We start from the raw sequence: 13,277 nt of genomic DNA on the forward strand, positions 1-13,277 counted from the left end.
GGTTTACGCCCACCGGCGACCGGCTATACCCCGGTGTCCTTCGTGGACACACGAATCAGGGAGGCAGTCCGTGTCGCCGGTGCGGCAGATCATCAACCCCTTCGACCAGAGCGTCATCACCGAGGTCGAGGAACAGACCCGCGACCAGGCGATCGCAGCGATCGCCAAGGCACGCCACGCCTTCGACGACGGCGACTGGCAGCACTCCAGCCCCGAGCACCGCGCCGCCGTGCTGAACCGCGTCGCGGACCTCCTGGAACGCGACAAGGAGGACATCGCCCGCACCGAGACGCTCGACACCGGCAAGACGCTGGTCGAGAGCCGCATCGACGTGGACGACGTCGCCGCCGTGTTCCGCTACTACGGCAACCTCGCCGGACTGCTGCACCCGAAGATCGTCCAGGGTGCCCCGGCGGACGTCATCAGCCGCATCGACTACGAACCCGTCGGCGTGTGCGGCCTGATCGCGCCGTGGAACTACCCGCTGCTCCAGGTCTCCTGGAAGATCGCGCCCGCCCTGCTGGCGGGCAACACCCTGGTGGCCAAGCCCAGCGAGATCACTCCTCTCACGACGATCAAGTTGTTCGAGCTGCTGGCCGAGGCCGGACTGCCGGACGGGGTCGCGAACCTCGTGCTCGGCACCGGTCCCGAGGTCGGCGCGCCGCTGTCCGAGCACCCCGACGTCGACCTGGTCTCGTTCACCGGCAGCCTCGCGACCGGCCAGCGGATCATGGCGTCGGCCGCGAAGACCGTGAAGAAGGTCGCCCTCGAACTCGGCGGCAAGAACCCGAACATCGTCTTCGCGGACGCCGACATCGACGTCGCCGTCGACTACGCGCTCACGGCGGCGTTCTTCCACGCCGGCCAGGTCTGCTCGTCCGGCACGAGGCTCATCGTGCACAGCAGCGTCTACGACGACTTCGTCGACGAGGTGGCTCGCCGGGCGGACCTCATCAAGCTGGGCAACGGTTTCGACGAGGACACCGAGTCCGGACCGCTCGTGTCGGCCGAGCACCGCGCCAAGGTCGAGAGCTACGTCGAGGTCGCCAGGCAGGAGGGCGCGACCCTCAAGGCGGGTGGCAGGAGGCCGGAGGAAGCCGAGCTGCAGAACGGTTTCTTCTTCCGTCCCACCGTCTACGCGGACTGCACCAGGGACATGAAGCTCGTCCAGGACGAGACGTTCGGCCCGATCATCACCGCGGAACGCTTCGAGACCGAGGAGGACGCGATCCGGCTCGGCAACGACACCGAGTACGGCCTCGCGGGCGGTGTCTGGAGCCAGGACCTCGACAAGGCGCAGCGCGTCGCGAAGAAGCTCCGGCACGGCACGGTCTGGATCAACGAGTTCGGCCCGTACCTGCCGCAGGCCGAGTGGGGCGGCTTCAAGCGCTCCGGCGTCGGCCGCGAGCTCGGCACCGCGGGGCTGCACGAGTACACCGAGCCCAAGCACGTGTATCAGAACCTCAAGCCTGAAGCCCAGAACTGGTTCGCGCGAAAGGACTCTGCCCAGTGACCGCATATGACTACGTGATCGTCGGTGGCGGAACAGCGGGCTGCGTGCTCGCGGCCAGGCTCACCGAGGACGAGAACGTCACGGTCGCGGTCATCGAGGGCGGTCCCTCCGACGTCGGCGACGAGAAGATCCTGAACCTGCGCAACTGGATCAACCTGCTGGAGACCGAGTACGACTACGACTACCCGACGGTCGAGCAACCGCGCGGCAACTCGCACATCCGGCACAGCCGCGCGAAGGTGCTCGGCGGGTGTTCCAGTCACAACACGCTGATCTGCTTCAACCCGCTGCCGCAGGACCTCGACGACTGGGGTCACGGCTGGACGTGGGACGCGGTCGGGCCGTACTACGACAAGGTCCAGCTCAACATCATCCCGGTGGTGGAGAAGGACCGGAACCCGATCGCCAAGGACTTCGTGGCGGCCGCCCAGAAGGCCGTGAACGTCCCGGAGATCGACGACTTCAACGCCGCGCCGTTCGAGGACGGCGTCGGCTTCTTCTCCATCGCCTACCACCCGGAGAAGAACAACCAGCGTTCGTCGGCGTCGACCGCCTACGTGCACCCGATCCTGGACCGCAGGAACCTGACCCTGCTGCTCAACACCTGGGCCGGCCGGATCGAGTTCGACGGCAACCGGGCGATCGGTGTGCACACCGACAAGGGCTACATCGAGGCGAACAAAGAGGTTCTGCTCTGCGCGGGCGCGATCGACACGCCCCGGCTGATGATGCTCTCGGGCATCGGCGACGCGGAGCACCTGAGCAGCATCGGCATCGAGCCGAAGCACGACCTGCCCGGTGTCGGCGAGAACCTGCTCGACCACCCGGAGTCGGTCATCGTCTGGGAGACCACGAAGCCGTTGCCGGAGAACTCGGTGATGGACTCCGACGCCGGGCTGTTCATCCGGCGCGACGAGTCCGATCCACGGCCCGACCTGATGTTCCACTTCTACCAGATCCCGTTCACCACCAACACGGAACGCCTCGGCTACCCGGCGGTGGAGCACGGGGTCTGCATGACGCCGAACATCCCGCGGCCGCACAGCAAGGGCAGGCTGTGGCTGAAGTCCAGTGACCCAATGGAGAAGCCGGCACTCGACTTCGGCTATTTCATGAACCCCGACGGCTACGACGAGCAGACCCTAGTCGACGGCTTCCGGATCGCCCGCAGGATCGCCGAGCAGGAGCCGCTCAAGTCGTGGCTCAAGCGGGAGATCGCACCGGGCCCGGACGTCACGAGCGACGAGGCGCTGTCGGAGTACGGCCGGCGCGCAGCCCACACCGTCTACCACCCGGCGGGGACCTGTGCCATCGGGTCCGTTGTGGACGGTGACCTGAAGGTCATCGGACTCGAAGGACTCCGGGTCGTCGACGCGTCCGTGTTCCCGACCATGCCCACCGTGAACCCCATGGTCACGGTGCTCATGATTGGAGAACGCGCCGCGGACCTGATCAAGGAGGCGTGAGTGACGGCAACAGCGGAAGACAGGCTCAGGGATCTCGGTTACACATCGGAGTTCAAGCGGGACATGAGTCCCTGGGCGAACTTCTCGCTGGGCTTCACCTACCTCTCCCCCGTGGTCAGCACCTACACGTTGTTCGGCGTCGCCCTCGCCCTGGGCGGCCCGCCGATGATCTGGAGCTTCGTCGTCGCGGGCGTCGGCCAGTTCCTGGTCGCGCTCATCTTCGGCGAGCTCGTGGCGCAGTACCCGGTCGCGGGCGGCGTGTACCCCTGGGCACGCCGCCTGTGGGGCAAGCGCTGGGCGTGGATGACCGGCTGGGTCTACATGATCGCCCTGCTGGTCACCATCGCGTCCGTCAGTTACGGCGCCGGCCCATATCTGGCAACGCTTCTCGGCTACACGGCCAACGTCGGCAACACGGTGCTGTGCGCGATCGCGATCATCGTGGTCTCGACGCTCATCAACTACGCCGGCACGAAGGTCTTGAGCTGGGCTGCCATCTTCGGGTTCGCCGCGGAGATCGTCGGCGCGCTCGTGGTCGGCATCTGGCTGCTCGTCGACAACCGCGTCCACGGCCTGGGCGTGCTGTTCGACAGCTTCGGTGCCGGTGGATCAGGTAGCTACCTGCCCGCGTTCTTCGCGGCGGGCATCATCGGCCTCTACCAGTACTACGGCTTCGAGGCGTGCGGTGACACGGCGGAAGAGGTCAAGGACCCCGGCCGCGTCATCCCGAAGGCCATGCGCCGCACCATCTACATCGGCGGCGCGGCGGCCACGTTCGCGTGCCTGTCGCTGCTGCTGGCGGTGCCGGACTTCGGCAAGGTCATCAGCGGCGAGGACGCCGACCCGGTCACGAACATCCTGACCAACGCCTTCGGCCCGGTCGGCTACAAGATCGTGATCGGTGTCGTGCTGATCTCGTTCCTGTCCTGCACGATGTCGTTGCAGGCGGCCGCGTCCCGGCTGACCTACTCCTACGCCCGCGACAAGATGATCTTCGGGCACAAGGCGCTCGCCAAGTTCAACCCGAAGCGCCACATCCCGCCCTACGCCCTCGCGCTGGCCGGGATCATCCCAGTGATCATCGTGTTCGCGTCGATGCTGTCCACGAACGCGCTGGACAAGATCGTGTCGTTCGCGACGCTCGGCATCTACCTGGGCTTCCAGATGGTCGTGTTCGCGGCGCTGCGGGCGAGGCTCAAGGGCTGGACGCCGTCCGGCGAGTTCACGCTCGGCCGGTGGGGCCTGATCGTCAACGTCCTGGCGCTCGCGTACGGCGTCGCGGCGATGGTGAACATGGTCTGGCCGCGCACCCCGGACGGGCCCTGGTACGACAACTACGTCGTGATCCTGAGCGGGGCGCTCGTGGTCGGCATCGGCCTGGTCTACATGCTGATCGCCAAGCCGTTCGGCAACTCCGACGCCGCTGCGGGCGACGCCGTGCCAGCCCTAACCGGTCAGCCGAAGTAGCCGCAGGGCGAGCTGCACCTCCAGCACGCGGTCCGGCGACTGCCAGTCGCCGAGCAGCGACGTGACCCGGTCGAGCCGTTGCGTGACCGTGTTGACGTGGAGGTGCAGCTCGGCCTTGGCACGACTCAGGTTCGCGCCGCAGCGGAAGTAGATCTCCAGCGTGTGCACCAGTTCCGTGCCGCGCTCGGTGTCGTAGTCCAGCACCGGGCCGAGCACCGACCGCACGTAGCCGGACACGTCCGCGCGATCGCCCAGCAGTACGCCGACGAACCCGAGGTCGTCCATCGTCGCGGCGTCCTTCTCACGGCCCAGCTGCCGCAACGCCTTCAGGCACCGCCGCGCCTCCTCGTAGGCCGCCGCGATGGCCACCGGACCCGCGACCGGCCCGCAGGCACCCACCGTCGCGTCCAGCGCCTTCGCCACCTCCCGGGCGACGTCCGTGGACCTCGACGGCAACGCCAGCACGACGTCCCGGTCCCGCGACCCGGCGAGTCCTCTGTGGACCGAGGCGTAATGCGTTGCGCCGGAAAGGTTTCCATCGGCGACCAGCACGACGTGCGGGTCGGACAGCTCGACCCCCACCCGGCGTGCCCGCGCCAGCAGCCCGGCGGCGTCCCTGCCGTCCAGGATGTCGGTGATCAGCTCGCCGCGGACCTTGTTCTCCGCCTCGGCCACGGTTCGGCGCAGCAACAACAACAGCGCCGTCACCACCGCCGACCGCTCGAACAACCGCCGGTCGACGTTCGGCAGGTCCGGGCACCCGGTCAGCGCGATGCCGCCCAGCAGTTCCGAACCCGCCAGCACCGCGCACACCCAGACGTCGTCGAGCAGCACGGCCCGCCCGTTGGCCCGCACCGCCGGCGTCGGCACGGTGTCCAGCACCTCGACCTGCCCGCCGAGCAACTCCCCCACCGCGGCGGCGACCTCGGCGGAGGAACCGCCGCGCAGCACCAGGTCCGTGAGCCGGTCGTGCGCCTCCTCGGCCCGTTTCATGGCCTCGTTGTGCGACTGGATCGTCGCGAACAACGACGCCGTGTCGATCGCGATCGCCGCGTGGTCGGCCAGCGACTGCAACAACGCGACTTCCTCGGCCGGGAACTCCCGCGAGGTCCGGTCGGCCGCGTACAGCACGCCGATGACCTTCGAGTCGAGCTTCAGCGGCACGCCCAGGATCGCCGTCAGGCCCTCGTCACGCACCGCCGAGTCGATCGGCCGGGTGTGGTTGAACCGGGCGTCGGCGAAGTAGTCGGAGGTCGCGTACGGCCGTGCGGTCTGCGCGACCAGCCCGCCCAGGCCCTCTCCGAGCCCGAGCCGGACCTTCTGGAACAACGGGGAGAACGACCCGTCCGTCACCCTCATGTAGGTGCCGGCCGGGTCGTTCATCGACAGGTACGAGACGTCCGTCCCGAGCAGCGTCCGGGCCCTGCGCACGATCGAGCGGAGAACCGCGTCCGGGTCGCGCATGCCCGCGAGCTCGGACGCGGTCTCGAACAACGCCGCCAGTTCGGCCTCACGCCGTCGTGTCACACCCCAACCCTGTCACGATCCTCCAGATCCGCACCACGGGTCTCCCGGGACAACAGGATCGCGACCACCGTGATCACGCACGTGATCACCACGTAGATCGAGATGGGGAACGAGCTTCCGTACGCCTTCAGCAGCGCCGTCGCGATCAACGGTGCGAGCGCGCCCGCCGCGATCGACGCCAGCTGGTAGCCGATCGACGCGCCGGAGTACCGCACCCGCGTCCCGAACAGCTCCGAGAAGAACGCCGCCTGCGGTCCGTACATCGCACCGTGCAGCACGAGTCCGACCGTCGCCGCCACCGTGATCAGCACCGGGTCCTTGGTGTCGAGCATCGGGAAGAACACGAAGATCCACACGCCGATGCCGACCGCGCCGATGAGGTAGATCGACCGCCGCCCGAACTTGTCCGACAGATGGCCCCAGATCGGGATCGCGACCAGGTGCGCCGCCGACGCGATCAGCACGGCGTTGAGCCCCACCGACTTCGACAGCCCGAGCCCGGTCGTCAGGTACACCAGGATGAACGCGGTGATCACGTAGTACGACACGTTCTCGGCGAACCTGGCGCCCATCGCGATCAGCACCTCGCGCCAGTTGTGCTTGAGCAGCACGAGCACCGGCGCCTTCTCCTGCACGGGCTCCTTCGCGCGCTTCTCCTGCGCCGCCAGGAAGATCGGCGACTCGGACACCGTCAGCCGGATCCACAGCCCGATCACCACGAGCACGCCGGAGAGCAGGAACGGGATCCGCCAGCCCCACGCGAGGAAGTCCTCGTCCGACTGCACCGCCGCGAGGATCGCCAGCACGGCCGTCGCCAGCAGGTTTCCGCACGGCACACCGGCCTGCGGCCACGACGCCCAGAACCCGCGCCGTTTCGTGTCACCGTGCTCGGAGACGATCAGCACGGCCCCGCCCCACTCGCCACCGAGCGCGAAGCCCTGCACCAGCCGCAGCAGTGTGAGCAGGATCGGCGCCAGGATGCCCACCGACGCGTAGGTCGGCAGCACACCCATCAGCATCGTCGCGCCGCCCATCAGCAGCAACGACAGCACCAGCAACTTCTTGCGCCCCAACCGGTCCCCGAAGTGGCCGAAGACCACGCCGCCCAACGGCCGCGCGAGGAAACCGATCGCGTACGTCGTGAACGCGAGCAGCGTGCCGTTCAACGGATCCGCGGTCGGGAAGAAGAGCTTGTTGAACACCAGGGCGGCTGCCGAGCCGTAGAGGAAGAAGTCGTACCACTCGACAGTTGTTCCGATGAGCGATGCGCCTACCACTTTTTTGATCATCGACAACTCCTCATTGAGCTGACCAGCCGCCATCGACGGCCAACGACGTACCGGTGACAAAACTGTTGTCGCACAACCACAGCACCGCCGACGCGACCTCGGAAGGCTCCATCATCCGTTTGACTGCGCTGCGCTGGAGGAAAATCTTCTCGGGCACTTCCGACTCGGGAATCCCGTGTGCTCTCGCCTGGTCCGCGATCTGCTTCTCCACCAACGGGGTCCGCACATATCCGGGGGCCACGCAGTTGGACGTCACGCCGTGCGGCGCGCCTTCCAGCGCGGCGACCTTGGAGAACCCCTCCAGGCCGTGTTTCGCCGCGGTGTAGGCGGATTTGAAGGCGGAAGCGCGAATGCCGTGCACGCTGGTGATGTGGACCAACCGGCCCCAGCCGCGCGCGTACATGTGCGGCAGCACGTGCTTGGTGAGCCGGAACGCCGCCCCCAGCATCAGCTCGACCATCGCCGAGAAGCGCTCGGCGGGGAACTCGTGGATGGGCGCGACGTGCTGCACGCCGGCGTTGTTGACGAGGATGTCGATCTCGGCGGGCAAGGCGTCGACCGGGTCCATCAGGTCGAGCACGTGACCGGCACCGCCGAGTTCCTCGGCGAGTACCAGGACCTTCGGATCTCGATCCACCAGATGGACTTCGGCGCCGGCGGTGGCCAGTGCGCGAGCGCAGGCCAGGCCGATGCCGCTCGCGGCTCCGGTGACCAGCGCGCTGTGACCCGTGACACTCGACATGCCTGGAAACGGTAGGCGTCACACGGCGTGATCAACATGTGGCGAGCCCACATAACGCCTGGTCACGAGGTGGCTTTAGCCAACATTTAGCGTCTCGGACGCATATCTGGCCAGAAGATCGGGTATAGAGGCGTAAGCTCCCGTCACCTGAACGGGGGAAGATCCGCAAGAGGGGGCTACACCATGTCAACAACGCCTATTTACGACGACCTCCTGCGCGAGCTCGACGAGATCGCACAGGAGGCCGGTTTGACCAGCTCGGAGCCCACTCCCGAGCCCGTCAAGTCGTAGGGGGAACCACTACTTCGGAGGGGCGATCAGCTCGGCGGGCACCGGCTGGTCCTTGCTGATCAGGTCGAACAGCTCGGACGCCTTCTCCTTGTTCCACTGCACGACCGAACCCGCACCGGGCACCGTCGGCGTGCCGCCGACCGGCACCGTCCCGCTCGTCGCCTCGCTCATGTTGAGCGCGACGCTGGCGAGGTGCCACACGTGGTCGTTCTCGTTGACCGACACCGCTCCGGACGCCGCGTTCATCAGCGGGATGACGCGGAACGGGTTCGCGAGCGTCGCCGGGCTCTTCACCTTCTCGAAGAGCGCCGACAGGAACTTGCGCTGGTTCTGCACGCGCTGCAGGTCGGCGGTCGCGAAGGCACGGGTCCGCACGAACCCGAGCGCCTGCGGTCCGTCGAGCTCCTGGCAGCCCGCGGGCAGGTCGATGCCGGCCAGCGGGTCCTTGATCGGCTCGTCGAGGCAGATGTCGACGCCACCGACCGCGTCGACCATGTCGGAGAACCCGCCGAAGCCGATCTCCATGTAGTGGTCGATCCGCACGCCGGTCGCACCCTCGACGGTCTGCACGAGCATCTGCGGCCCGCCGAACGCGTACGCCGCGTTGACCTTGTTGCGGCCGTTCTCCGGGATCGCGACGTAGGAGTCACGCGGAATCGACAGCAACACCGGCTTGGCGGCGCTGTTGTCCGGCAGGTGCAGCATCATGATGGTGTCGGTCCGCCGTCCGGCGGCGTCACCGGTGGCGAGCGCGTCCTTCTGCTCCTGCGTCAGGCCTTCCCGGGCGTCCGATCCGACGAGCAGCCAGGTGGTGCCCGGCGTCTCGGCAGGACGGCCCTCGTAGTCCGGCAGCGCGTTGATCCGCGTCAGCGTCGAGTCGACGTAGAACCCGAACCCGACGGCACCCAGAACCAGGACGAGCAGCAGCACCAGAATGACGCGTCCTGGACGCCTCTTCTTCTTCATCGGCCGCTGCGGCGGCATGGGACGCCGCGGCTGCTGGTAGCCGTGGTGATACCCAGCGCTCATGTGTCGCCAACCCCGATCGCATCAGTTTCGCTTTGCAACTAGGGACGCCGTTCGTCCCCTTAGGTTGCGAGGAAACCTACCTGGGTGGCAGCACCAACGCCTCGAAAAGGCGGTTCACCTCGGCGGACGGGTCGTCGGTCCAGCCCGTATGCGCTGGTGACGTCTGCACGATCGTGCTGCGGGGCGCGGTGAGCCAGCGGAAGCGCTGCCCGACGGTCGTCTTGCTGACCGGACCGGCCTCGGCGGTGCCGTCGCACGAGTTCGTGAGGTGCTTCAGCGACGACTCGAGCATCTCGACGTCGAGGTGCGGGTCCAGCACCCGCAGCCGCTCACCGTCCACATAGGTCTTCGCACACAGGAATCCCAGCGGCGCGCAGTAGACGATGACGCCGACGTTCATGAACTCGCCCCGCTCCTGCCGCGGCACCGCCCGCAGCAGCGCGTACTCAAACACGTGCGGCACGCGCGGCCTCCAGCGAGTCGACCCAGCCGCGGTTGGCCAAGCGGTAGGTGAAGAAGTCCTTGTAGCGCTGCCGGAGTTCGACCGGATCGCCCTCCATCCACTCGTCGGGAACGAGCGCGAGCACCTCGTCGAGCAGCTCCGGCGTGACCTTCGCGGCCAGCTCGCCGTCCACTTCGGACAGTGAACCGGCGTTCGGCAGCATCGCGTGGTCCGACGAGTCGTACCGGTAGTCCTTGGTGGCCGGTCGTTCCTCGCTCCACGAGTAGTGGAAGTACAACGCGGCGCCGTGGTCGATCAACCACGGTTCGCGGTGCCACAACAGCATGTTCGGGTTGCGCCAGCTGCGGTCCACGTTGAGCACCAGCGCGTCGAACCACAGCAGCCTCGTCGCGAGCTCGGCACCGGGGTCGCGCACGATCGGGTTGAAGTCGAACGAGCCGGGCAGGTAGTCGAGCCCGAGGTTGAGGCCGCCACTGGCCCGCAGCAGTTCCTGGACCTCCTGGTCTGGTTCCGCGCGCGCCAGCTCAGGGTCGAGGTCCACCAGGACGATCTCGGGTATCCGGAAGCCCAGCCGCCGTGCGAGCTCGCCGACGACGATCTCGGCGACCAGGACCTTCACGCCCTGTCCCGCACCTCGGAACTTCACCACGTACATACCCAGGTCGTCGGCCTCGACCAGCCCCGGCATCGATCCGCCCTCGCGGAACGGCGTCACATAGCGGGTGGCCGTGACCTCCCTCAGAAGACTCACCCGCGCATGATCACACGAACGCCTGTCCGAAGCCGAGCAGAATAGCGCCCCAGCCACCTTCCCCGGAGACGCCTTCGCGGACGCGGTCCGGCTTGGTGAAGTGCCGTTCGAACGCGCTGTGCACCAGCTCAACACGGGTACCGGAGCCCTCGGGGGTGAAGGTGATCTCCACCGTGGAGGCCCGCGCCGGGTCCGGGTCGTAATCCCAGTCACCGTCGAGGTGCCAGGCGAGCAGCAGCCGTGACGGCGGCTCCCAGGCCTGGACCGAACCCCACTCGCACTCGGCGCCGTCCATGCCGATCTCGTACCAGCGCCCGCCCTCACGCGGCTCCACGACGACGTCCTTCAAGGCCGCCTCGCCGATGTGGTGCGCGGACGGCCACCACGTCACGAACTTCTCCGTGAACACCTTGAAGGCGTGGTCCGCCGAAGCGTTGACCAGCACGGATCTCCTGACCTCTGTCATGTCTCCTCCACCACCGCAGCGAAGTTCGCGAGTGCCTGACCCCAGACGTCGTCGAGGTAGTCGCGCATCGCGGCCACCCCCACGTGGTCGACGGAGTACCTCCGCCGGGTGCCCTGGGCCTCGACGCGGACCAGCCGTGCCTGCTTGAGCACCTTGAGGTGCTGCGACACGGCCGGCCGCGACACGGGCAGCTCGGCGGCGATCTCCCCCACCGCCCGCGGCCCGGCCACGAGCAGCGTGAAGATCTCGCGGCGGGTCGGGTCGCCGAGCGCCGCGAACGCCGTTTGGTAAGTCTCCACGAACGGTAAGTCTGAACTTACCTACTGCGGGAAGTCAACGCCTTGAAGTAGGCGACCTGACCGGCCCTGTTCGGGTGGTAGGAGTCGGCGGTCGGGTTGACCAGCGCGTTGATCCACGGTTCGCGCGCGCAGACGCCGTGGTCCGCAAACGCTTCCCTCACGTCCACGTACCGCGCTCCCGCCCGCCCGGCGGCCTCGGCGATCACCCCGGACAGTTCGTCGGCGGCGTCGTTGAGATCCCCCCGCTTCGTCGTGGACAACGTGCGGCACCCGTCGACCTGCGTGAACAGCCGCGGATAGCCGAGCACCACGAGCTCGGCGTTCGGTGCGGCGGCCTTGATCGCGGAGTAGGTGGCGTCGAGCCGCGCGGGCAGTTGGTCTCGGGCGAACTGCCGGGCCTTCTCCACCCGCCGGTGACACGAGGCGTCGCCCTGGAGGGTGCAGGTCGTCAGCACGTCGACGAACCCGAGGTCGTTGCCGCCGATGGTGATCGTGACCAGCGTCGTGGCCGGGGTCGGCGCCCGCAGCTGCGACTTGAGCGACTTCGTGGTCGCGCCGCTGCACGCCACGAACTTGAACGACGGGAACTCCTTGCCCTGCAACGCCGGGTAGGCGTTCGAGCTGCGCCGGCACGAGCCGTCCACATAGGAACCGGCGCCCGCCCCGGACGCGTAGGAGTCGCCGAGTGCGACGTACTCCGGCGCGAACGGCGCGGGCGCCAGCAGAGCGACAGCGAGGACTCCAGCCATAAGACCCATGAGAGCCGGAGTACCACTGTGGACGATCGACTAGAAGGGCATTAACCCAGTCGTGTGGGCAGCGCGCAGACCGGGATCGCGGTCTGCAGCGCCGTGCCGGACGAGGTGATCTTGCCGGTTGCCTTGTCCACCGTGAACGACGTGACGTTGTTCGAGTTCTGGTTGGCCGCGAACAGCAGCGACCCGGTCGGGTCGAACGTGATGTGCCGCGGGTACTTGCCGCCGACCGCGGTGGTGCCGAGCATCGTCAGCCCGGAACCGCCGACCGAGAAGTGCGCGATGCTGTCATGCCCGCGGTTCGACAGGTAGACGTTCTTGCCGTCCGCGGAGACCAGCACCTCGGCCGGGTAGTTCGTCGGGCTTCCGGACGGCACGGTCTTGAGCACCTGGCCCGGCGTGAGCACCCCGTTCGCGTAGGCGCAGGTCACGATCGTCGAGTCCAGCTCGTTCGCCACGTAGGCCGTCTTGCCGTCCGGGTGGAACGCGATGTGGCGCGGTCCGGCTCCCGGCTTGACCTTCGCCTGCGAGACCTGGGTCAGCTTCCCGCCGGTGAACGAGTAGACGAACACCGAGTCCGCGCCGAGGTCGACCGCCGCCGCGTACTTGCCGGCGGTGTCGAACACGATGTGGTGCGCGTGCGGGCCTTCCTGGCGTTCCTTGTTCGGCCCGGACCCCTTGTGCTGCACCTTCTGCGTGCGCGCACCGAGGCTGCCGTCCGCGTTGACCGGGAAGACGCTCAAGGACCCCGACGAGTAGTCGGCCGTGATCAGGAACTTCCCGGACGGGTCGAGCGTCAGGTGGCACGGGTCGGCGCCACCGGTCGCCTGCTTGTTGATCACCTTGAGCGTGGCCGCGTTGATCGCGGTGACCTCGCCCTTGGTGTTCTCGTTGACGGCGTAGAGGAACCTGCCGTCCCGCGACTCGATCACGAAGGACGGGTTGACCACGCCCGTGATCACGCCGGTCGTCTTCAACTGCCCGGTCACGGTGTCGTAGGTGCCGATGCCGATGCCCTTGGCGCCACCGCTCCACGTCGTGTAGGCGCCGAAGAACACTCTCCGGGTGGCGGGGGCCGCCTGCGCGGTTCCTCCGGTCATCAGCAGTCCAGCTCCTACACCCATGGCTCCGAGAAAACGTCGCCGATCAACACCCACGTCCGCACCTCCGGGATGAACTTTGCGGCGGCGGCGCAGCCCACACTGGCCTAGACCACTAC

13 protein-coding genes are annotated in these 13,277 nt (G+C 67.7%); 3 read left to right on the top strand and 10 right to left on the bottom strand.

Annotation, left to right across the window (positions count from 1 at the left end; genetic code table 11):
- Window positions 1–70 precede the first annotated feature (70 nt).
- Genes BM417_RS39635 through BM417_RS39645 form a run of 3 tightly spaced genes read left to right on the top strand, consistent with a single transcriptional unit; the run spans window position 71 to window position 4,446 of the window.
- Complete coding sequence (locus BM417_RS39635) at window positions 71–1,513, top strand: aldehyde dehydrogenase family protein (protein WP_245822592.1); 1,443 nt, start codon at window positions 71–73, stop codon at window positions 1,511–1,513.
- Window positions 1,510–2,979, top strand: a complete 1,470-nt coding sequence (locus BM417_RS39640; RefSeq protein ID WP_093605173.1) for a GMC family oxidoreductase — start codon at window positions 1,510–1,512, stop codon at window positions 2,977–2,979. The genes BM417_RS39635 and BM417_RS39640 overlap by 4 nt, the downstream gene beginning before the upstream one ends.
- Window positions 2,980–4,446: an APC family permease gene (locus tag BM417_RS39645; RefSeq protein WP_245822593.1), complete on the top strand. Its 1,467-nt coding sequence runs from the start codon at window positions 2,980–2,982 to the stop codon at window positions 4,444–4,446.
- On the opposite strand, the gene BM417_RS39650 is transcribed toward BM417_RS39645, so the two are convergent.
- From BM417_RS39650 to BM417_RS39695, 10 genes are all read right to left on the bottom strand, one after another.
- A complete protein-coding gene (locus tag BM417_RS39650; RefSeq protein ID WP_245822594.1) occupies window positions 4,426–5,973 on the bottom strand; it encodes a helix-turn-helix domain-containing protein in 1,548 nt (515 codons plus the stop codon). The genes BM417_RS39645 and BM417_RS39650 overlap by 21 nt on opposite strands.
- The gene (locus tag BM417_RS39655; RefSeq protein ID WP_093605175.1) at window positions 5,970–7,262 is read right to left on the bottom strand and encodes an MFS transporter; all 1,293 of its coding nucleotides are present in this window, start codon (window positions 7,260–7,262) and stop codon (window positions 5,970–5,972) included. The genes BM417_RS39650 and BM417_RS39655 overlap by 4 nt, the downstream gene beginning before the upstream one ends.
- A gap of 10 nt (window positions 7,263–7,272) precedes the next feature.
- Complete coding sequence (locus tag BM417_RS39660; protein WP_093605177.1) at window positions 7,273–8,004, bottom strand: SDR family NAD(P)-dependent oxidoreductase; 732 nt, start codon at window positions 8,002–8,004, stop codon at window positions 7,273–7,275.
- A 300-nt stretch (window positions 8,005–8,304) separates the two neighbouring features.
- On the bottom strand, window positions 8,305–9,324 hold the full coding sequence (locus tag BM417_RS39665) for an LCP family protein (RefSeq protein ID WP_093605179.1): 1,020 nt from the start codon (window positions 9,322–9,324) through the stop codon (window positions 8,305–8,307).
- Between the two features lie 76 nt (window positions 9,325–9,400).
- Complete coding sequence (locus BM417_RS39670; protein WP_093605181.1) at window positions 9,401–9,787, bottom strand: DUF3037 domain-containing protein; 387 nt, start codon at window positions 9,785–9,787, stop codon at window positions 9,401–9,403.
- Window positions 9,771–10,538, bottom strand: a complete 768-nt coding sequence (locus BM417_RS39675) for a HipA family kinase (protein ID WP_093605183.1) — start codon at window positions 10,536–10,538, stop codon at window positions 9,771–9,773. The genes BM417_RS39670 and BM417_RS39675 overlap by 17 nt, the downstream gene beginning before the upstream one ends.
- Window positions 10,539–10,548: 10 nt before the next feature.
- Window positions 10,549–11,004, bottom strand: a complete 456-nt coding sequence (locus BM417_RS39680) for an SRPBCC family protein (protein WP_093605185.1) — start codon at window positions 11,002–11,004, stop codon at window positions 10,549–10,551.
- Complete coding sequence (locus BM417_RS39685) at window positions 11,001–11,303, bottom strand: ArsR/SmtB family transcription factor (protein WP_093605187.1); 303 nt, start codon at window positions 11,301–11,303, stop codon at window positions 11,001–11,003. The genes BM417_RS39680 and BM417_RS39685 overlap by 4 nt, the downstream gene beginning before the upstream one ends.
- 17 nt (window positions 11,304–11,320) lie before the next feature.
- Window positions 11,321–12,052, bottom strand: coding sequence for an SGNH/GDSL hydrolase family protein (locus tag BM417_RS39690; protein ID WP_177320868.1), 732 nt, complete (start codon window positions 12,050–12,052; stop codon window positions 11,321–11,323).
- Window positions 12,053–12,102: 50 nt separating this feature from the next.
- The gene (locus BM417_RS39695) at window positions 12,103–13,158 is read right to left on the bottom strand and encodes a lactonase family protein (RefSeq protein WP_245822595.1); all 1,056 of its coding nucleotides are present in this window, start codon (window positions 13,156–13,158) and stop codon (window positions 12,103–12,105) included.
- Window positions 13,159–13,277: the final 119 nt, after the last annotated feature.

It is taken from the genome of Lentzea waywayandensis, assembly GCF_900115955.1.
Lineage (GTDB): Bacteria > Actinomycetota > Actinomycetes > Mycobacteriales > Pseudonocardiaceae > Lentzea > Lentzea waywayandensis.

Bases quoted from the DNA above. Each gene is read 5' to 3' on its own strand.
- BM417_RS39695 (WP_245822595.1), bottom strand. From the start codon at position 13,158: ATGACCGGAGGAACCGCGCAGGCGGCCCCCGCCACCCGGAGAGTGTTC.
- BM417_RS39690 (WP_177320868.1), bottom strand. From the start codon at position 12,052: ATGGCTGGAGTCCTCGCTGTCGCTCTGCTGGCGCCCGCGCCGTTCGCG.
- BM417_RS39665 (WP_093605179.1), bottom strand. From the start codon at position 9,324: ATGAGCGCTGGGTATCACCACGGCTACCAGCAGCCGCGGCGTCCCATG.
- BM417_RS39655 (WP_093605175.1), bottom strand. From the start codon at position 7,262: ATGATCAAAAAAGTGGTAGGCGCATCGCTCATCGGAACAACTGTCGAG.
- BM417_RS39680 (WP_093605185.1), bottom strand. From the start codon at position 11,004: ATGACAGAGGTCAGGAGATCCGTGCTGGTCAACGCTTCGGCGGACCAC.
- BM417_RS39660 (WP_093605177.1), bottom strand. From the start codon at position 8,004: ATGTCGAGTGTCACGGGTCACAGCGCGCTGGTCACCGGAGCCGCGAGC.